The sequence below is a fragment of the Streptomyces tendae genome, assembly GCF_008632955.1.
Classification (GTDB): domain Bacteria; phylum Actinomycetota; class Actinomycetes; order Streptomycetales; family Streptomycetaceae; genus Streptomyces.
In genome coordinates this window covers 5,360,717-5,380,593 of record NZ_CP043959.1, presented here as the reverse complement: position 1 = coordinate 5,380,593, position 19,877 = coordinate 5,360,717, and the positions used below count along the sequence as shown (strand labels likewise).

General features: G+C 70.8%; 13 protein-coding genes. 9 read left to right on the top strand and 4 right to left on the bottom strand.

Going from position 1 to position 19,877, the window contains the following annotated elements:
- Window positions 1-24: 24 nt before the first annotated feature.
- The gene (locus F3L20_RS24760) at window positions 25-1,059 is read right to left on the bottom strand and encodes a LacI family DNA-binding transcriptional regulator (protein WP_150156217.1); all 1,035 of its coding nucleotides are present in this window, start codon (window positions 1,057-1,059) and stop codon (window positions 25-27) included.
- Between the two features lie 419 nt (window positions 1,060-1,478).
- On the opposite strand from F3L20_RS24760, the gene F3L20_RS24755 reads away from it, so the two are divergent.
- The 8 genes from F3L20_RS24755 (at window position 1,479) to F3L20_RS24720 (ending at window position 14,869) form a co-directional block, all read left to right on the top strand.
- Complete coding sequence (locus tag F3L20_RS24755) at window positions 1,479-2,750, top strand: extracellular solute-binding protein (RefSeq protein WP_150156216.1); 1,272 nt, start codon at window positions 1,479-1,481, stop codon at window positions 2,748-2,750.
- A gap of 96 nt (window positions 2,751-2,846) precedes the next feature.
- The gene (locus F3L20_RS24750; RefSeq protein WP_024882692.1) at window positions 2,847-3,851 is read left to right on the top strand and encodes a carbohydrate ABC transporter permease; all 1,005 of its coding nucleotides are present in this window, start codon (window positions 2,847-2,849) and stop codon (window positions 3,849-3,851) included.
- A 13-nt stretch (window positions 3,852-3,864) separates the two neighbouring features.
- Complete coding sequence (locus F3L20_RS24745; RefSeq protein ID WP_150156215.1) at window positions 3,865-4,779, top strand: sugar ABC transporter permease; 915 nt, start codon at window positions 3,865-3,867, stop codon at window positions 4,777-4,779.
- 223 nt (window positions 4,780-5,002) lie between these two features.
- A complete protein-coding gene (locus tag F3L20_RS24740; protein WP_150156214.1) occupies window positions 5,003-6,697 on the top strand; it encodes a glycoside hydrolase family 13 protein in 1,695 nt (564 codons plus the stop codon).
- Window positions 6,698-6,875: 178 nt separating this feature from the next.
- Entirely contained in the window at window positions 6,876-8,249 is a 1,374-nt protein-coding gene (locus F3L20_RS24735) for an alpha-amylase (RefSeq protein ID WP_150156213.1), read from the top strand.
- 146 nt (window positions 8,250-8,395) lie between these two features.
- The gene (locus tag F3L20_RS24730) at window positions 8,396-8,791 is read left to right on the top strand and encodes a hypothetical protein (RefSeq protein ID WP_150156212.1); all 396 of its coding nucleotides are present in this window, start codon (window positions 8,396-8,398) and stop codon (window positions 8,789-8,791) included.
- A gap of 254 nt (window positions 8,792-9,045) precedes the next feature.
- The gene (gene pulA, locus F3L20_RS24725; RefSeq protein ID WP_150156211.1) at window positions 9,046-14,454 is read left to right on the top strand and encodes a pullulanase-type alpha-1,6-glucosidase; all 5,409 of its coding nucleotides are present in this window, start codon (window positions 9,046-9,048) and stop codon (window positions 14,452-14,454) included.
- Between the two features lie 55 nt (window positions 14,455-14,509).
- Window positions 14,510-14,869, top strand: a complete 360-nt coding sequence (locus tag F3L20_RS24720) for a 5-carboxymethyl-2-hydroxymuconate Delta-isomerase (protein ID WP_150156210.1) — start codon at window positions 14,510-14,512, stop codon at window positions 14,867-14,869.
- 73 nt (window positions 14,870-14,942) lie between these two features.
- Here the strand turns inward: F3L20_RS24720 and F3L20_RS24715 are convergent, their stop codons facing one another.
- Window positions 14,943-15,638: a TetR/AcrR family transcriptional regulator gene (locus F3L20_RS24715; RefSeq protein WP_150156209.1), complete on the bottom strand. Its 696-nt coding sequence runs from the start codon at window positions 15,636-15,638 to the stop codon at window positions 14,943-14,945.
- A gap of 64 nt (window positions 15,639-15,702) precedes the next feature.
- Window positions 15,703-17,625 carry a hypothetical protein gene (locus tag F3L20_RS24710; protein WP_150156208.1) on the bottom strand — a complete coding sequence of 641 codons (1,923 nt, stop codon included), beginning with the start codon at window positions 17,623-17,625 and terminating at the stop codon, window positions 15,703-15,705.
- A 191-nt stretch (window positions 17,626-17,816) separates the two neighbouring features.
- Here F3L20_RS24710 and F3L20_RS24705 point away from each other — a divergent pair, with 191 nt between their 5' ends.
- On the top strand, window positions 17,817-18,248 hold the full coding sequence (locus F3L20_RS24705; protein WP_150156207.1) for a hypothetical protein: 432 nt from the start codon (window positions 17,817-17,819) through the stop codon (window positions 18,246-18,248).
- A 102-nt stretch (window positions 18,249-18,350) separates the two neighbouring features.
- On the opposite strand, the gene F3L20_RS24700 is transcribed toward F3L20_RS24705, so the two are convergent.
- Window positions 18,351-19,868, bottom strand: a complete 1,518-nt coding sequence (locus F3L20_RS24700) for a DUF1996 domain-containing protein (protein WP_150156206.1) — start codon at window positions 19,866-19,868, stop codon at window positions 18,351-18,353.
- Between the last annotated feature and the right edge of the window lie 9 nt (window positions 19,869-19,877).

Below are 19,877 nucleotides of genomic sequence, written 5' to 3'. Positions count from 1 at the left end.
GGCGGAAAGGATCCTTTCTCCGTCCTAGGGACGATTGCGGTCCCCGGGTGCCGAAGCGGTCGAACCGCGCACCACCAGTTCGGGCATGAACACGAACTCGCTGTGCGGCGCGGGAGTTCCGCCGATCTCCTCCAGCAGCGTGCGCACCGCGGCCTGCCCCATCGCCGGGACGGGCTTGCGGACCGTGGTCAGCGGCGGGTCGGTGAAGGCGATCAGCGGCGAGTCGTCGAAGCCGACCACCGAGATGTCGTCCGGCACCTCGAGACCACGCTGCCGGGCCGCCCGGATCGCGCCGAGCGCCATCATGTCGCTCGCGCACACCACGGCCGTGCAGCCCCGGTCCATCAGCGCGCTGGCGGCGGCCTGACCGCCCTCCAGCGTGTACAGGGAGTGCTGGATCAGCTCCGTCTGGATCGTCTCCGCGCCGAGCCCCACCTGCTCCTGCACCGCCCGCACGAAGCCCTCTATCTTGCGCTGCACCGGCACGAACCGCTTGGGCCCGAGGGCCAGCCCGATCCGGGTGTGGCCGAGGGACGCGAGGTGGGTGACCGCCAGCGCCATCGCGGCCCGGTCGTCGGGGGAGATGAACGGCGCCTGCACCTTCGGCGAGAAACCGTCCACGAGCACGAACGGCACGCCCTGCGCCCGCAGCCGCTCGTAGCGCTGCATGTCGGCGGTGGTGTCCGCGTGCAGTCCGGAGACGTAGATGATGCCCGCCACCCCGCGGTCCACGAGCATCTCGGTCAGCTCGTCCTCCGTCGACCCGCCGGGGGTCTGGGTGGCGAGCACCGGGGTGTAGCCCTGGCGGGTCAGCGCCTGCCCGATCACCTGGGCCAGGGCCGGGAAGATGGGGTTCTCCAGTTCCGGGGTGATCAGTCCGACGAGGCCCTCGCTGCGCTGCCGCAGCCGCACCGGCCGCTCGTAGCCCAGCACGTCGAGGGCGGCGAGTACGGACTGACGGGTGGTGGCGGCGACGCCCGGCTTCCCGTTCAGGACCCGGCTGACGGTCGCCTCGCTCACCCCCGCCTGAGCAGCGATATCAGCAAGCCGTGTGGTCACAGGACCGGACTGTATCTGCCGATTGTCGCCTTGCACACCGACCGGACGCCTGGTGCGCGCCGTGGGACGGCCCGTGGTGGGCTGCTGGCTCATCGCGATCCCTCAAGTCGTGGTCGGCGTCCGCTCCGCAACGGATGATTCCCCCGGCGGCAACGGATGGCAAGTGCTTGCAGAGTCTTGCACAACTGTCCGAACCCCCGGCGTACGGGCGGATATCAGGGTTGCGTGGCGGTCGAGAACGGGTCACGACGGCATAACTGTCGAGGGTCCTTGCAAAACTTTTCTGCAAGGTCTTTCGGAAAAGTTCCAACGCTGTTACGTTCACGTCGCCCGGCCGCCGCAACGGCGCAGTCGGCACCTCGCGGGACGGCAGACGGGGCCGTTCCCGCCTCACGGGCTTAACCCTCAAGGAGAACCTCATGCGGCGTGGCATAGCGGCCACCGCGCTGGTGGCGTCCCTCGCCCTCGCGGCGACGGCCTGCGGCGGCGACAGCGACAGCGGCGACAAGGCCGGCGGTCCGGTCACCATCACCTGGTGGGACACCTCCAACGCGACCAACGAGGCGCCGACGTACCAGGCCCTGGTCAAGGAGTTCGAGGCCGCCAACAAGGACATCAAGGTCAACTTCGTCAACGTCCCGTTCGACCAGGCGCAGAACAAGTTCGACACCGCCGCCGGTTCCAAGGGTGCCCCCGACGTGCTGCGCTCCGAGGTCGGCTGGACCCCCGCCTTCGCCAAGAAGGGCTTCTTCCTGCCGCTGGACGGCACCGAGGCCCTCGCCGAGCAGGACAAGTTCAAGTCCAACCTGCTCGAGCAGGCCAAGTACGAGGGCAAGACCTACGGCGTCCCCTTCACCACGGACACCCTCGCCTTCGTGTACAACAAGGCGCTGTTCGCCAAGGCCGGCGTCGAGGCCCCCAAGACCTGGGACGACCTGAAGAAGGCCGCCGCCACCATCAAGGACAGGACGGGCGTCGACGGCTACTGGGGCTCCACTGCCGGCTACTACGCCCAGCCGTTCCTGTACGGCGAGGGCACCGACATGGTCGACGCCGACGCCAAGAAGATCACCATCAAGTCCGCCGAGGCCAAGAAGGCGTACGGCACCTGGCTGGACCTTTTCAAGGGCAAGGGCCTGCACAAGGCCGACGTGACCGCCGACGCCTACGCCCACATCCAGGACGCGTTCGTCAACGGCAAGGTCGCCTCGATCATCCAGGGCCCGTGGGAGATCACCAACTTCTACAAGGGCTCCGCCTTCAAGGACAAGAACAACCTCGGCATCGCCACCGTCCCGGCCGGTACCGCCGGCACGGCGGGCGCCCCGACCGGCGGCCACAACCTCTCCGTCTACGCCGGCTCCAGCAAGGAGAAGCAGGAGGCCGCGCTGAAGTTCGTGAAGTTCATGACCTCGGCCAAGGCGCAGGAGACCATCGCGCTGAAGAACTCCACGCTGCCGACGCGCGACGACGCCTACACCGACCAGGTCAAGGCCGACCCGGGCATCGCCGGCTACCAGACGGTCCTCTCGGCCGCCCAGCCGCGCCCGGCGCTGCCGGAGTACAGCTCCCTGTGGGGCCCGATGGACGACGAGCTGCCGCAGATCGCCAGCGGCAAGGAGTCCCTGGACAAGGGCCTGGGCGACGCGGAGGCCGCGTTCACCAAGCTGGTGCCGGACTTCAGCAAGTAATGCCCGGGTGGCCGCCGGACCCGCTTCCAGGAGGGGAGGGTCCGGCGGCCGCCGGCCTGTTGCCGTACTCCTTGATCATCCAGAAGGTGCCGAACCATGACAGTCGCCATCGACCGCGCGACCGGCAAGCGCCGCGGTGACCGCGCGCCCCGCCCCGGGCCGGGCCAGCGCCTGAAGCACTCCTACCAGAAGCACTGGTACGCCTACGCCATGATCGCGCCGGTGGCCGTCGTGCTCGGCGTCATCGTGCTGTACCCCCTGGTCTACGGCTTCTACCTCACGCTGACCGACGCGGACAGCCTCAACTCGGCGCGCACCATCGGCGTCAACGAGATCGAGGCCACCTACAAGTTCATCGGCCTCGACAACTACGCCGAGATCCTGTGGGGCGAGACCGCCTACGACCGGTTCTGGTCGCACTTCATCTGGACGATCGTGTGGACGGCCGCCTGTGTCGCCCTGCACTACGGCATCGGCCTGGGCCTCGCGCTGCTGCTCAACCAGAAGCTGCGCGGGCGCACCTTCTACCGGCTGGTCCTGATCCTGCCGTGGGCCGTGCCGACCTTCGTCACCGTCTTCGGCTGGCGCTTCATGCTGGCCGACGCCGGCATCATCAACTCCGGCCTCGACTTCCTCGGCCTGCCCACCCCGGCCTGGCTGGAGGACTCCTTCTGGCAGCGGTTCGCGGCCATCATGGTCAACACCTGGTGCGGTGTGCCGTTCATGATGGTGTCCCTGCTCGGCGGACTGCAGTCCATCGACAGCACCCTCTACGAGGCGGCCGAGATGGACGGCGCGAGCGCCTGGCAGCGGTTCCGCCACGTCACCCTGCCCGGCCTGCGCTCGGTCAGCTCCACCGTGGTGCTGCTCGGCATCATCTGGACGTTCAACCAGTTCGCGATCATCTTCCTGCTGTTCGGCAACACCGCCCCGGACGCCCAGATCCTCGTGACCTGGGCCTACCAGCTCGGCTTCGGACAGCAGCCGCGCGAGTTCGCCGAGTCCGCGGCCTACGGCATGCTGCTGCTGGCCGTCCTGATCGTCTTCACGTCCTTCTACCGCCGCTGGCTGAACCGCAACGACCAGCAGCTCACGATCTGAGGCGGGAGTCCCCATGAGCACCTCGACCCTCCCCACCGCCGCCGAGGCGGACCGGCCCGCCGACGCTCCCGCGGCCGCGCCCCGCAAGGGCCGCCGGCGCGGTGAGGTCAGCCCGCTGGGCCGCCTCACCTCCCACGGCATCCTGATCGTGGCCAGTCTGATCGCGCTGTTCCCGGTGGCCTGGCTGGTCTTCCTGTCCCTCGGACCCGACAAGGACGACTATCTGCGTCCCGGCGGCATCTGGGGCAAGATGACGCTGGACAACTACGCGTTCGTCCTGCAGAACACGAACTTCTTCGACTGGCTGAAGAGCTCGCTGATCGTCTCGCTCGGCACCACGGTCATCGGCGTCCTCGTCGCCGCCACCACCGGTTACGCCGTCTCCCGCATGCGCTTCCCCGGCTACAAGAAGTTCATGTGGGTGCTGCTGGTCACCCAGATGTTCCCGGTGGCCGTGCTGATGGTGCCGATGTACCAGATCCTCTCGGACCTTCAGCTCATCGACAGTTACCTCGGACTTGTCCTCGTCTACTGCTCGACGGCGGTGCCGTACTGCGCCTGGCTGATGAAGGGCTACTTCGACACCATCCCGTTCGAGATCGACGAGGCGGGACGCGTCGACGGACTGTCCCCGTTCGGCACGTTCGCGCGGCTGATCCTGCCGCTCGCCAAGCCCGGGCTGGCGGTCGCCGCGTTCTACAGCTTCATCACCGCGTTCGGCGAGGTCGCCTTCGCCACGACGTTCATGCTCGACGACAAGAAGTACACGCTGGCCGTGGGCCTGCAGAGTTTCGTCAGTGAGCACGACGCCCAGCGGAACCTGATGGCCGCGACGGCCGTGCTGATCGCCATACCCGTGTCCGCGTTCTTCTATCTCGTGCAGAAGAACCTCGTCGCCGGCCTGACGGCCGGTGGCACCAAGGGGTAAGTCCCGGGACTTCTGCCGTCGGCCGGCTGCCGCGTTCGTCGTGGCCGGCCGCGCCCACGCGGCGGAGCCGCACATCGGCAGAGCCCCGCGCCCCTCCGGCGCGCTGCCCCTCCCCGGTCCCGAGGCGGTTGCGGTGGCCATCCGACCCCGCTGTCACCGTAACCGCCTCGCTTCGCCGCCCGCCCCCACTCGCTTCCATGCCCGAACTCGTATCAAGGACGACATGAGCCAGCAGCACTCCGCCGCCCCGGCCCCGACCCCCACGACCGACTCGGCCGTCGCCACCGTCGCGCGGCGCCGTGACTGGTGGCGGGACGCGGTGATCTACCAGGTGTACCCGCGCAGCTTCGCCGACAGCAACGGTGACGGCATGGGTGACCTGGAAGGCATCCGCTCCCGTCTGCCGTACCTGCGTGACCTCGGGGTGGACGCCGTGTGGCTGAGCCCCTTCTACGCCTCCCCGCAGGCCGACGCCGGCTACGACGTCGCCGACTACCGCGCCGTCGACCCGATGTTCGGCACCCTGCTGGACGCGGACGCGCTGATCCGTGACGCCCACGCCCTGGGCCTGCGGATCATCGTGGACCTCGTACCCAACCACTCCTCCGACCAGCACGAGTGGTTCAAGCGCGCCCTCGCCGAGGGCCCCGGCTCGCCGCTGCGGGAGCGCTACCACTTCCGTCCCGGCAAGGGCGAGAACGGCGAACTCCCGCCCAACGACTGGGAGTCGATCTTCGGCGGCCCGGCCTGGACCCGGGTCACCGAGCCCGACGGCACGCCCGGCGAGTGGTACCTGCACCTCTTCGCGCCCGAGCAGCCCGACTTCAACTGGGAGCACCCGGCGGTCGGCGACGAGTTCCGCTCCATCCTGCGGTTCTGGCTGGACATGGGCGTGGACGGCTTCCGTATCGACGTCGCCCACGGCATGGTGAAGGCCGAGGGCCTGCCCGACCTGGGCTCCCACGACGAGCTGCGGTTGCTGGGCAACGATGTCACCCCGTTCTTCGACCAGGACGGCGTGCACGACATCTACCGGCAGTGGCGGCTCATCCTTGACGAGTATTCCGGCGAGCGGATCTTCGTGGCGGAGGCGTGGACGCCGACCGTGGAGCGCACCGCCAACTACGTCCGCCCGGACGAGCTGCACCAGGCGTTCAACTTCCAGTACCTGGCGACCCACTGGGACGCGGCCGAGCTGCGCGGGGTCATCGACCGCACCCTCGACTCGATGCGCCCGGTCGGCGCCCCCGCCACCTGGGTGCTGTCGAACCACGACGTCACCCGGCACGCCACCCGGTTCGCCAACCCGGCCGGTCTCGGCACCCAGATCCGTCTGGCCGGCGACCGGGAGCTGGGCCTGCGCCGGGCGCGCGCGGCGACCCTGCTGATGCTGGCGCTGCCCGGCTCGGCCTACGTCTACCAGGGCGAGGAGCTCGGCCTGCCGGACGTCGTGGACCTGCCGGACGAGGTGCGCCAGGACCCCGCGTACTTCCGTGGAGCGGGCCAGGACGGCTACCGCGACGGCTGCCGGGTGCCGATCCCCTGGACCCGCGAGGGCTCGTCGTACGGCTTCGGTGACGGCGGCAGCTGGCTGCCGCAGCCGGAGGGCTGGGGCGAGCTGAGCGTCGAGGCGCAGACCGGCAGGCCGGGCTCGACCCTGGAGATGTACCGCTCCGCGCTCGCCGTGCGCCGCGAGCAGACGGACCTGGGCGCCGGCGACGCGGTGGAGTGGCTGCCGGCACCCGAGGGCGTGCTGGCCTTCCGGCGTGGGGACTTCGTGTGCGTCGCCAACACCACGGACGCGCCGGTGACGGTGCCCGCCCACGGACGGGTGCTGATCACCAGCGGTGACGTGGAGGAGGCGGGAGGCGAGGCCACCGTCGCGGCCGACACGACCGTGTGGTGGACGACCGCCTGACGGTCGTCAGGTCGTCCGCTCCGCAACTTTTTTCATTCAAGTTGGTACGGCCCGCTGCCCTTTCGGGTTGCGGGCCTCTAACATCTGCGTTGCCGCAAGGTTGCTGAAGCTTTCTGCAAGAAGCTTCAACCGCCTGTGCCGGTATCCCCACACCCCCTTCGATGAAGAAGGACCCCACATGGCACGCAGAATCCTCGCCGGTATCACCGCCCTCGCGGCCGCCTCGGTTGTCATGACCCCGACGGCAGCGGAGGCGTCCCCGCCCGGCACCAAGGACGTCACCGCCGTCCTCTTCGAGTGGAACTTCGCCTCGGTCGCCCGCGAGTGCACCACCACCCTCGGCCCCGCCGGCTACGGCGCCGTGCAGGTCTCCCCGCCCGCCGAGCACATACAGGGCTCCCAGTGGTGGACGTCGTACCAGCCCGTCAGTTACCGGATCGCCGGACGCCTCGGCGACCGCGCCGCCTTCAAGAACATGGTCGACACGTGTCACTCGGCCGGTGTGAAGGTCGTCGTCGACACCGTCATCAACCACATGTCGGCCGGCAGCGGCACGGGCACCGGCGGCACGTCGTACACGAAGTACAACTACCCCGGGCTCTACTCCTCGTACGACTTCGACAACTGCACGTCGGAGATCACGAATTACGGCGACCGCTGGAACGTCCAGAACTGCGAACTGGTCGGCCTCGCCGACCTCGACACCGGCGAGGAGTACGTCCGCAGGACCATCGCCGGGTACATGAACGACCTGCTCTCCCTCGGCGTGGACGGCTTCCGCGTGGACGCGGCCAAGCACATGCCGGCCGCCGACCTCGCCAATATCAAGTCCCGCCTGAGCAACCCGTCGGTGTACTGGAAGCAGGAGGTCATCTTCGGCGCCGGAGAGGCCGTCCAGCCCACCGAGTACACGGGCAACGGCGACGTCCAGGAGTTCCGCTACGCCTACGACCTCAAGCGCGTCTTCACCAACGAGAACCTCGCCTACCTGAAGAACTACGGTGAGGGCTGGGGCTACATGAACAGCTCCGTCTCCGGCGTCTTCGTCGACAACCACGACACCGAGCGCAACGGCTCCACGCTCAGCTACAAGGACAACGCCACCTACACCCTGGCCAACGTCTTCATGCTGGCCTGGCCCTACGGAGCCCCGGACATCAACTCCGGCTACGAGTTCACGAACCACGACGCCGGACCGCCCAACGGCGGCCGGGTGGACGCCTGCTGGCAGAGCGGCTGGAAGTGCCAGCACAACTGGCCCGAGATCAGGTCGATGGTCGGCTTCCGCAACGCCACCCGCGGCCAGGCGGTCACCAACTGGTGGGACAACGGCGGCGACGCCATCGCCTTCGGCCGGGGCAGCAAGGGCTTCGTGGCCATCAATCACGAGTCCGGCTCCCTGACCCGCACCTACCAGACCTCCCTCCCGGCGGGCACGTACTGCGACGTGCAGCGCAACTCCCCGGTGACGGTGAACGGTTCGGGACAGCTGACCGCGACCCTGGGCGCCCACACGGCCCTCGCCGTGTATGCCGGCAAGTCCTCCTGCTGAAGCACGACTGTGACGTCCGGCGGCCGGATCCGCGGTCGCCGGACGCTAGCGTGAACGCGGGGTGATCAGGCGCCCCCGCCGGGTGAGGAGGCGCGGCGCGATCCCTCCCTGCGATCGCCGGACGCGCCGCGGGGGAGCTCGTCCACATGGCTGCGAACCACACCACCCGGCGTCCCGGAGGGCGTGCGGCCGGGTGCCTTCAGGCGGTGATGGTGCCGTTGATCCTGATCGGCATCATCGCCGCGTGGAACCACTTCGACGACGACAGGACCTCGTCCTCGCCCTCGTCCGATCCGTCGTCGTCCTCGTCGGATCCGTCGTCGGACGACGCGGGTGCCGGAGGCGGCCGGCTGATGGAGGGCGACTGCGTCGACGCGGACGCCCAGGAGATCGCCTGCGCGCGGGCCGGCTCCGCCGACTACAAGGTCCTCGGCCTGGTGACGACCGAGGCCGACTGCCCCTCGGGCACCACGGACCGGTTGAAGCCGACCAGCGCGAACGGCCGTCCCCCCGACGTCATCTGCGCCACCGCGGCGGCCTGACGGGTCCCCGCCGAGCGCCTTCGCGCCGCCGGCCGCCCACCTGACGGCCGGCGGCGCGCACGTATGTGTGCCGGACTCGTCCGCCCCTGCCGGATACCTCCCGCTGGAAGTTCTTGCCATCGGTTTCAGAGGTATTGCTGTAAGGCTTTCAACGACGATACGGTCACGCCGACGCTCCGGTGATGTGGCCGAAACAGCCCCCGCCGGGGTGTGGGGTCGGACCCAACGAGCCGTAAGCGCAAGGAGTTCACGCCTTGATACCCAGATGGCCCGCGCCCCCGGGGCGCCGCACCGCGCGGGGCCGACGCGTCGCCGCCGTCACGGTGGCCGCGCTCGCCGCAGCGCTGGTGCAGCCGGTCGCCGCCCGAGCCGCCACCCCGCCCGCGCCCCCGTCGGACGCGAAGCTGGCCGCCGCCCCGGCGCGGCACGACCTGACGCGGGAGCAGTTCTACTTCGTCCTGCCGGACCGCTTCGCCAACGGGGACACCAGGAACGACCGCGGCGGACTGACCGGTTCGCGCCTCACCCACGGGTACGACCCCACCGACAAGGGCTTCTACCAGGGCGGCGACCTCAAGGGCCTCACCCAGAAGCTCGACTACGTCAAGGGGCTCGGCACCACCGCCATCTGGCTGGCGCCCCTCTTCAAGAACCAGCCCGTGCAGGGCTCCGGCAAGGACGCCTCGGCCGGCTACCACGGGTACTGGATCACCGACTTCACCCAGGTCGACCCGCACTTCGGCACCAACCAGGACCTCGAGACCCTCATCGACAAGGCCCACGCCAAGGGCATGAAGGTCTTCTTCGACGTCATCACCAACCACACCGCCGACGTCGTCGACTACGAGGAGAAGTCCTACGACTACCTCTCCAAGGGCGCCTTCCCGTACCTGACGCAGGACGGTGTGCCCTTCGACGACTCCGACTACGCCGACGGCGCGAAGAAGTTCCCGCGCGTGGACGCCGGCACCTTCCCGCGCACCCCCGTGGTGCCCGCGGCGAAGAAGCGCCTCAAGGTGCCGTCCTGGCTCAACGACCCGGCGATATACCACAACCGCGGCGACTCCACCTTCGCCGGCGAGTCGGCCGAGCACGGTGACTTCTCCGGGCTCGACGACCTGTGGACCGAGCGTCCCGAGGTCGTCGACGGCATGGAGAAGATCTACCAGCGGTGGGTCAAGGACTTCGGCATCGACGGCTTCCGGATCGACACCGTGAAGCACGTCAACATGGAGTTCTGGACCCAGTGGGCCACCGCCCTCGACGCCTACGCGGCCAAGCGCGGCCGGGACGACTTCTTCATGTTCGGCGAGGTGTACTCCTCCGACACGGACGTCACCGCCCCCTACGTCACGCAGGGCCGGCTCGACGCCACCCTCGACTTCCCCTTCCAGGAGGCAGCCCGCACGTACGCCTCCCAGAGCGGCAGCGCCAAGAAGCTCGCCTCGGTCTTCGGTGACGACTACAAGTACACGACCGACAAGGCCAACGCGTACGAGCAGGTCACCTTCCTCGGCAACCACGACATGGGCCGCATCGGGACGTTCCTGAAGCAGGACAACCCCGAGGCGTCCGACCCGGAGCTGCTGAAGCGGGACATGCTCGCCAACGAGCTGATGTTCCTCAGCCGCGGCAACCCGGTGATCTACTACGGCGACGAGCAGGGCTTCACCGGCGCCGGCGGCGACAAGGACGCCCGCCAGACCCTCTTCGCGTCCCGCACCGCCGACTACCTCGACGACGACCTGATCGGCACCGGCCGCACCCACGCCGAGGACACCTACGACACCCGCTCCCCGCTCTACCGGCAGATCAGCGCCCTCGCCACGCTCCGCACGGCGCACCCGGCGCTGACCGACGGCGTCCAGCAGGAGCGGTACGCCGACGACGGCCCCGGCGTCTACGCCTTCTCCCGCACCGCCACCGGCAAGGACACCACCGAGTACGTCGTCGCCTTCAACAACGCCGCCGAGACCAAGCAGGCCACCTTCGCGACCGGCTCCGCCCGGATGACCTTCCAGGGCGTCCACGGCACCGACGCGACCGTGCGCAGCGACGCGGACAAGAAGATCACCGTCTCCGTCCCGGCCCGCTCCTCGATCGTCCTCAAGGCCGCCGCCCCGCTCGGCAAGCCCGAGGCGAGGCCCACGCTCACCCTGAAGGCCCCCGAGCCGGGCGCCACCGGCACCGTCGAGATCGGCGCCGACGTCGAAGGCGGTCAGCTCAACCGGGTCGTCTTCGCCGTCCAGACCGGCAACGGGCCGTGGCAGACGCTCGGCTCCGCCGACCACGCGCCGTACAAGGTCACCCACACGATCGGCGCGGACGTCCCCACCGGTACCGCGCTGCGCTACAAGGCCGTCGTGATCGACTCGGCCGGCCGTACCGCGAGCGCCCTCGCCGCGTCCACGACCGGCACCCCGCCCGCCGAGGAGGAGCCCACCGCCGCCTCCCGCGAGTACGCGATCGTCCACTACCAGCGCCCCGACGGCGACTACGACGACTGGAGCCTGTACGCCTGGGGCGACCTCGCCGACGGCGAGGCCACCGAATGGCCCGCGGGACACGCCTTCACCGGCCGCGACGCCTACGGCGCCTTCGCCTGGGTCAAGCTGAAGCCGGGCGCCTCCGACGTCGGCTTCCTGGTGGTCGACAAGGACGGCAACAAGGACGTCGCCACCGACCGCACGATCGACGTGACCCGCACCGGTGAGGTCTGGATCAAGCAGGGCGACGACACCGTCACCACCGAGCGGCCCGAGTACCCTGCACAGGACACCGGCAAGGCCGTCCTGCACTACCACCGTGCCGACGGCGGGTACGAGGGCTGGGGCCTGCACACCTGGACAGGTGCCGCGAACCCCACCGACTGGTCGAAGCCCCTGGAACCGGTGAAGACTGATGCCTATGGCGCTGTCTTCGAGGTGCCGCTCGCCGAGGGTGCCACCAGCCTCAGCTACATCCTCCACAAGGGCGACGAGAAGGACCTCCCGACCGACCAGTCGCTCGACCTCAGGGCGAACGGCCACGAGGTGTGGCTGGTGAGCGGGCAGGAGAAGTACCTGCTGCCGCAGCCCGCCGGGTCCGCGGCCGCGCTCGACCTGACCACCTCCAAGGCGGTCTGGATCGACCGCTCCACCCTCGTCTGGGACGGCTCCGCCGCTGCCGCCTCCACCCAGCTCCTCGCCTCCCGCACCGGCTCGGTCGCGGTCAGGGACGGCAAGCTGGACACCGGCGACGCCCGCTGGATCCGCCTGGCGAAGTCGGCCCTGACCGACGCCCAGAAGGCGACGTTCCCGCACCTGAAGGACGGCACCGCCTGGACCGTCGACCCACGTGACCGTGAGCGGGTGCGCGAGGCCCTGCGCGGCCAGGTCGTCGCCACCCAGCGCGCGGCCAACGGGGCAGTGCTCGCGGCCACCGGTGTGCAGATCGCCGGCGTCCTGGACGACCTGTACGCCCCCGGCGCCACCAAGGCGCGGCTCGGCCCGGTGTTCCGGCACAACCGGCCCACCCTGTCCGTGTGGGCGCCGACCGCGCGGAAGGTCGCCCTGGAGATCGGCGGCCGTACCGTCGCCATGCGCCGCGACGACGCCACCGGAGTCTGGTCCGTCACGGGCCCGGCCTCCTGGAAGGGCAAGGCGTACCGGTACGCGGTGACGGTGTGGGCGCCCGCCGCGGGCGAGCTCGTCACCAACAAGGTCACCGACCCCTACGCGACGGCCCTGACCACCGACTCCGTGCGCAGCCTCGTCGTCGACCTCGCCGACCGGTCCCTGCGGCCGCGGAACTGGGCGACGTACACCAAGCCGAAGGCCGTGCCGCTCAAGGACGCGCAGATCCAGGAGCTGCACATCCGCGACTTCTCCGTCGAGGACCGCACGGCGGAGCACCGGGGCACCTACCTGGCGTTCACCGACAAGGACAGCGACGGCAGCAGGCATCTGCGGAAGCTGGCGCAGGCCGGCACCTCGTACGTGCACCTGCTGCCCGCGTTCGACATCGCCACCATCCCCGAGAAGAAGTCCGACCAGGCGACCGTCGACTGCGACCTGGCCTCCTACCCGGCCGACTCCGACAAGCAGCAGGAGTGCGTCGCCAGGGCCGCGGCCAAGGACGCCTACAACTGGGGCTACGACCCGTACCACTACACGGTCCCCGAGGGCTCCTACGCCGCCGTCCCGGACGGCACCGCCCGCACCGTCGAGTTCCGCGAGATGGTCAAGGCGCTCAACGACGACGGCCTGCGCGTGGTGATGGACGTGGTCTACAACCACACCGCCGCCCACGGCCAGGCGAAGACCTCCGTGCTCGACCGGATCGTGCCCGGCTACTACCAGCGGCTGCTCGCCGACGGGTCCGTCGCCAACAGCACCTGCTGCTCCAACACGGCGCCCGAGAACGCCATGATGGGCAAGCTGGTCGTCGACTCGGTCGTCACCTGGGCCAAGGAGTACAAGGTCGACGGTTTCCGCTTCGACCTCATGGGCCACCACCCGAAGGCCAACATCCTCGCCGTCCGCGATGCGCTCGACGCGCTCACGCCGGAGAAGGACGGTGTCGACGGCAAGAAGATCATCCTGTACGGCGAGGGCTGGAACTTCGGCGAGATCGCCGACGACGCCCGCTTCGAGCAGGCCACCCAGAAGAACATGGCCGGCACCGGCATCGCCACCTTCTCCGACCGGGCCCGTGACGCCGTGCGCGGCGGCGGCCCCTTCGACGAGGACCCCGGCGTGCAGGGCTTCGCCTCCGGCCTCTACACCGACCCCAACTCCTCCGCCGCCAACGGCACCCCGGCCGAGCAGAAGGCCCGCCTGCTGCACTACCAGGATCTGATCAAGGTGGGGCTGAGCGGCAACCTCGCCGACTACACGTTCACCGACACCGACGGCAAGGAGGTCAGGGGCTCCCAGGTCGACTACAACGGCGCGCCCGCCGGCTACGCGGCCGCCCCCGGCGACGCCCTCGCCTACGCGGACGCGCACGACAACGAGTCGCTGTTCGACGCCCTCGCCTTCAAGCTGCCGAAGGACACCCCGGCCGCGGACCGGGCGCGCATGCAGGTTCTCGCCATGGCGACGGCCGCCCTCTCCCAGGGGCCGGCGCTCTCCCAGGCGGGCACCGACCTGCTGCGCTCCAAGTCCCTGGACCGCAACTCCTACGACAGCGGCGACTGGTTCAACGCCATCCACTGGAACTGCGCGGACGGCAACGGCATGGGCCGCGGTCTGCCGCCGGCCGCCGACAACGAGGACAAGTGGCCGTACGCCAAGCCGCTGCTCGGCTCGGTGACGGTGGGCTGCCCGCAGATCGAGGGTGCCTCGGCCGCCTACCGGGACCTGCTGCGGATCCGTACGACGGAGCAGGCGTTCTCCCTCGGCACCGCGGACCAGGTGCAGTCCCGGCTCTCCTTCCCGCTGTCCGGGAAGGACGAGACGCCCGGCGTCATCACCATGAAGCTGGGTGACCTGGTCGTGGTCTTCAACGCCACGCCCGAACGGCAGCAGCAGCGCGTCGCCGCGCTCGCCGGCACCGGCCACCGTCTGCACCCCGTGCAGGCGTCGGGCGGGGACGCGGTCGTGAAGACCTCGTCGTACGACAGGGCAACCGGCACGTTCACCGTGCCGGCCCGCACGGTCGCGGTGTTCACCACCGGCTGATCGTCCGGGCGGCTGCGGCTAGGGTGGGCCCTCCTGACCGGGAACAGGAGGGCCCATGCCGCAGATCACCGTCGACTACTCCAAGCCCCTCGCGGACGGTTTCGACCGGCCCGCCTTCGCGCGGGACCTGCACGACGTCGTCGTGGAGATCGCCGCCGCCAGGCCCCCGGCCTGCAAGACGCGGTTCCGGCGGACCGAAGAGGTCGTCGTCGGCCCCGACACCGACGGACACGCCCTGGTGCACGTGCACATCGCCCTGCTGGCCGGCCGCACCGACGAGACCAAGGCCCGTCTCACCGAGGCGGTCCTGGAGCTGCTGCGGCAGTACGTGAAGCCGGCCGAGGGGCAGATGCTGCACGCCTCCGCCGAGGTGCGCGACCTGGACCCGTCCTACCGGAAGTTCGAGGGCGAATAGGCCCTCGGGACAGACCGCGAGGGCCCGGCCACGACGGCGGCCAGCACGAGCGTGACCCCCGTGGCCCCCGCCGTCAGTCGGTGGCCAGGGAGATGAGCCGGGCGGCCAGGTCGGTGAACGGGCCGTCGCCCGGCTCCTGCTTGACCAGGCCGCGCAGCAGCGTCGCCATCTCCTCGTCCCGCGCGGCGGCGACCGCGGCCAGCGCCGCGAAGTTCTGCACCAGCTGCGCCTCCAGCTCCTCGCGCGGCACCCGCCGCCCGTCCAGCCAGATCAGCGCCGTCGACTCGACGAGCGAGATCCAGGAGCGCACCACCAGTTCCAGCCGCGCCGGCGCCGGACCCACCACACCCATGTGCGCCAGCATCTGCTCGTACGCGGCCTGACGCACCGAGTCGACCAGGGCGTTGGTGGTCGAGGAGCCCACCGCGGGGCCGCCGCGCATCAGGGCGGAGAATCCGGGGCCGTGCTCCTCGACGAAGTCGAAGAACCGGGCCATCACCCGCCGCAGCCGTGAGCCCAGCGGGCCCTCGTGCGGCTCCGTGAACCGCGACGACAGGTCCTCCGCGGCACGCCTCAACGCGGCTTCGTACAGGCTGAGTTTGCCGGGGAAGTAGTGGTAGACGAGCGGGCGCGAGATGCCCGCCCGGGACGCTATCTCGTCGATCGAGACCTCGTCGGGGGAACGGCTGCTGAACAGTTCGAGGGCCACGCCGATCAGCTGTTGCCGACGCTCCTCGACTCCCAACCTGCGACGTACCCCGGTAGTCATACGAACACCTTACCGATTGATTCCGGCCTCCCACGGGCCGGACCGGGAACCGGTGTTCCCCGGATCACCGCAGCCCGCCGACCGGCCCCCCGTCCTCCAGTGTGCCCTCGAGGTCCGCCCGGGCGCCCTTCTCGGCCCGCACGGACAGCAGCCGGCCCTTCGCGCTGCCCTCGATCCCGCCGGTGGCCTTCACACCGGCCACGCCGTCGCTGCCGGCCGCCAGCAGGTACCAGGCGCCCTCGGCGGACTTCCACAGCACCCCCGCGAGCACCTCCGGCCGCCGCTCCCCGCACGCCGGCACGTCCTGCGCCGTCGCCGCCACCGCCCCGTACCGCGCGCCCGGTGTGTGGAACTGCGCCAGCACCCGCGCCCCGGTGCCCCGCCAGGTCTCGCCCCGGGTGCACAGCCATTCCGCCTCACCGTCCGCGTCCGGCAGCGGCTGCCCGGCGAACGTCCAGGCGTTGACGCTGCGGACGCCCGCCGAGCGCATCACGGCCAGCGAGCAGGCGTACGGTGCCCAGGCGCGCAGCTCCTTCGCCCCCGAGAGGTCGTCGGCCTCACCCGGGCGCCCGGCGGTCAGCCGGGCCGGGACCAGCTCGCCCAGGTCCGTCATCACGCGGGTACCGGTGCCGTCGGTCAGCTCCAGCGCGTTCCACGCGGTGCACGGCTCCCGCCCCACCACGGAGACGAAGGGGGCGGTCACCCCGCCGTCGAGGGACAGGTCCATGGTGCCGGAGCCCGGCTCGCGCAGGTCCCGTTCACCTGCCTCCCGCACCCAGGGGGCCACCAGGAAGCGGACGTTGCCGTCCGAGCGGCTCAGCACCACCGCGCTCGCCCCGGCCCGCCCGGCACCGTCGACCCGGGCCAGGTCCAGGGCCGCGCCCCGGGTGCCGTGCTCCGGCTCCGCGTAGCGGGCGAGACGCCAGCCGTCGTACAGGATCACCACGCGGGCGCCGTCCACCGTCCCCGCGTACAGCAGTTGGGGCGGTCCGGCGGGTCCGCCGGACGGGGTGCCCGGGGTCGCCGTCGCCTTGACGCCCTCGCCCGGCCGGGCCCACACCGCGAGGGCGCGGCGCAGCAGCGCCCGGTCGCCGGTGAGCGCGCCGCGCGCCGGCCACACGGAGAAGTCGGTGCGCGCGGACGTCTTCCACGCCGATGCGGGCGCCCGGGTCAGCTTCGCGGGGTCCAGCGCGGCCCGCGCGGCCGGGTTCTGCGCGTACGGGGGAGCGGCCGGGCCGTCGGCACCCCAGCCGTCCCCCGGCAGCGAGAGCAGCGCCCCGCACACCGCCAGCGCCGCCGCCCCGACCAGCCCGGCCTTGAGGTGCCGGCGGCGGCGCAGCAGGTCCGTCGGCCGTGCCTGCAGCGAACAGGGGTCGAACTCGGGGGAGTCCAGCAGCCGGTACGGGTCCGGGACGCCGTCGGCCTCCCGTAGCGCCGCGTCCACGTCGGCGACGCCCGCGGCGGTCAGCACCCCGCGCACGTCCCCGTCCGGGAGCCGCTCGAGGCCGCGCAGGGCGTGCGCGGCCCGCGCCGGGCCGGACAGCGCCGACAGCCGCTGGTCCAGGGCGAGTTCGTCGGCCCCGCCCGGCCGCGGGAACACCTTCAGCCCCCACACGTGCGGCAGCAGCGGCGGCAGCTGGGCGCGCTTCGGCAGGCCGCGGCGGCGCAGCGGCAGCCCCGCCTCCAGTGCCGTACGCACCACCTGGAGCCGGACCAGCGCGTAGCCGGGGTCGCCGTCCCGGCCGGCGGTCTGCGCCGGGATCAGCGGCGCGGCGGCGCGGCCCCGGGGCAGGGCCCGCTGGACCAGGGCGTGCGCGGTGAGCACCCGCCGGGTGCGGCCCAGCCGGGAGGGCAGCACGAGGTAGGCCAGCCGCACGAGCCGTGGATAGTGCTCGACGAGCGCGGCCTCGGCCTGTTCGACGTCCACGACCGGACCGGCGGGGGAGGAGGGCACGGGGGACTGGGCGGCGACATCCTGTGACTGCACGTTCAGCAGAACGAGCGAATCCGTGGATGGTCACCTGACCCGCACGTCCCCCGCCCGGCGGGACCGGCGGACGTGGCGCCGCGATTGAGCGCGGGGCGCGCCGCAGCCGTATCGAATGCCGAGGGCCCCCGGCCGGGGCTCCGTGCGGCATGTCGCCGCCCACGATGTCGCCGTCAAGACCGGAGGAACACATGAGGGTGACCCGACCGATGCGCGCGCTGACCTGCGCGGTGGCGGCCCTGGCGCTGGCGGGCTGCGGGTCCGGCGGCACCGGCGAGGACCAGGTGCCGCCCACCGCCACCGGCAGCCTGGAACACCTGGCCGCCGAGGCGAAGTGCGACCCCGACATGCAGACCGACGCCGACACCATCCGCCAGGCGCTGTGCGGGAAGGGCGACGAGAAGTACGTCCTCGCCACCTTCTCCACCGACCGGGGCCAGCGGGAGTGGCTCAACACCGCGAAGGACTACGGGGGTTACTACCTCGTCGGCCGTAAGTGGGTCGCCGTCGGCGAGGAGCGGACGGTCGAGGCCCTGCGGTCCAGCCTCGGCGGGGACCTGGAGGAGGGGTCCGAGCACATGAACCCTGGTGGCAGCCACAACAAGGGCGGCCACCACGGCTGACCGGGCCGCGCACCGGACACACGGAAGGCCGGCGGTGGGAACTCCCACCGCCGGCCTTCGCCCTTTCCCTCTACCGGTCGCCCTGGACCGGGGCCCGCCCGCCTACTGGCAGTCGCGGCCGCTGTTGATGCACTCGACCATCTCGTTCATCAGGTTCTCGTCGAAGAAGTTGATGAAGTCGTTGTGGTCGGTGATCGGCTTGTGCAGCTGCTCCGGGAAGGTGTCCACCGCGTACGGGCTCACCAGCTGCCCGTTGTCGATCTGCGGGGCCGGGATGTTGTCGTACACCAGGCGGACCTGGAGCTGGGGGATGGCCTGGAAGCCGTTCGAGCAGGTGCCGTCCGCCTCGACGAAGTCGACGTGCGTGCGGTGGTTGGCGCTGTCGCTGTTCTGCCCGTCCCAGCAGCTCTGGAAGCTGGTCGTACGGACCACGCCGCTGCCCTCGGGGCAGATCGGGTACTTGTCCGTCACCTGCCGGTCCTCGAAGCCGGTGCAGCTCCAGGCGGTGTTGGCGTTGTTCAGACCGTTGGTGAAGGCCTTGGCGTCACCGGTGATGATGCGCAGCGCCCGGGGCATCGCGACCACGTCGCCGGTCCGGTTGCCGACGAACTTCAGGTTCACCTCGGTGGGCGCCACGATCTTGCCGACGTTGCCGTCCTGGCCGCCGCCCGGCTGGTCCTGGTCGATGTCCTGCGTGCCGTCCTGGATCCGCAGCACCGGCCAGAAGTACGACGACCGGTCGCCCTGGTTCTGACAGGTGGTCTCGCCGTTCGCCAGGTCCTCGTCGCTCGCGAAGGCCGTGTTGGCCTGGTTGCCGACGTAGTCGTGCTGGTGCTGGGCACCGTTGCTGACGCCGGGCGCGACGATCACGTTGTCCGAGTTGCGCAGCGCGTTGTCGTTCTTGCCGCACTCGGTGGTGAAGCTGCCGGTCGAGCCGGTGCCGCCGTTCGCGGCGAGGCCGTTGGGCAGGTTGCGGGAGTTCGGCTGCACGTCCTCGATCTTGATGAAGTCGTCCGCCACGGGACCGTTGCCGGCCTGCCCGCCGTTGCCCTGGCCGCCGTCGTCCTGACCGCCGCCGTTCTGGCCGCCGTCCTGACCCCCGCCGTCCTGGCCCCCGCCGTTCTGGCCGCCGTCGTCGCCCCCGGGCTGCTGCTCCGCGGGCACGCCCTGGCACGGGGCGAACCGGCCGAGGTCGCGCGCCTGGCCGCCTGCCCGCTTGATGTTGATGTCGATACGGTCCAGGGTGGCCACGCGCTTGGACTTCAGCGGGCCGAGGATGGCGTTGTCGACGTAGTTCGCGTCGCCCGCCTGCGCCTGGCGCGTCTCGGCGAGACGCGTGTACGCGTCGGTGATCTGACGGTCGAGCCGCGCCAGTTCCCGCGCGACGCCCCAGCGCGCCTTGCGGGGCACCTTGGTCAGCTTCTGGCCGACGTCCGGACAGTTGATCGTGGCGACCTGCGACGGCCGCGACTTCGTCCGGTTGTGCCCCCCGTTCTCCTCGTGCGCCGAGGCGTAGAAGTTGGCCCAGACCAGACCGCCCCCACCGATGGCCAGGGCCGCCGCCCCGGCTATCACCTTGGTGGCCAGCGGTGTACGGCGTTTTCTTGTGTTGCGTCCCATGGAACTCCT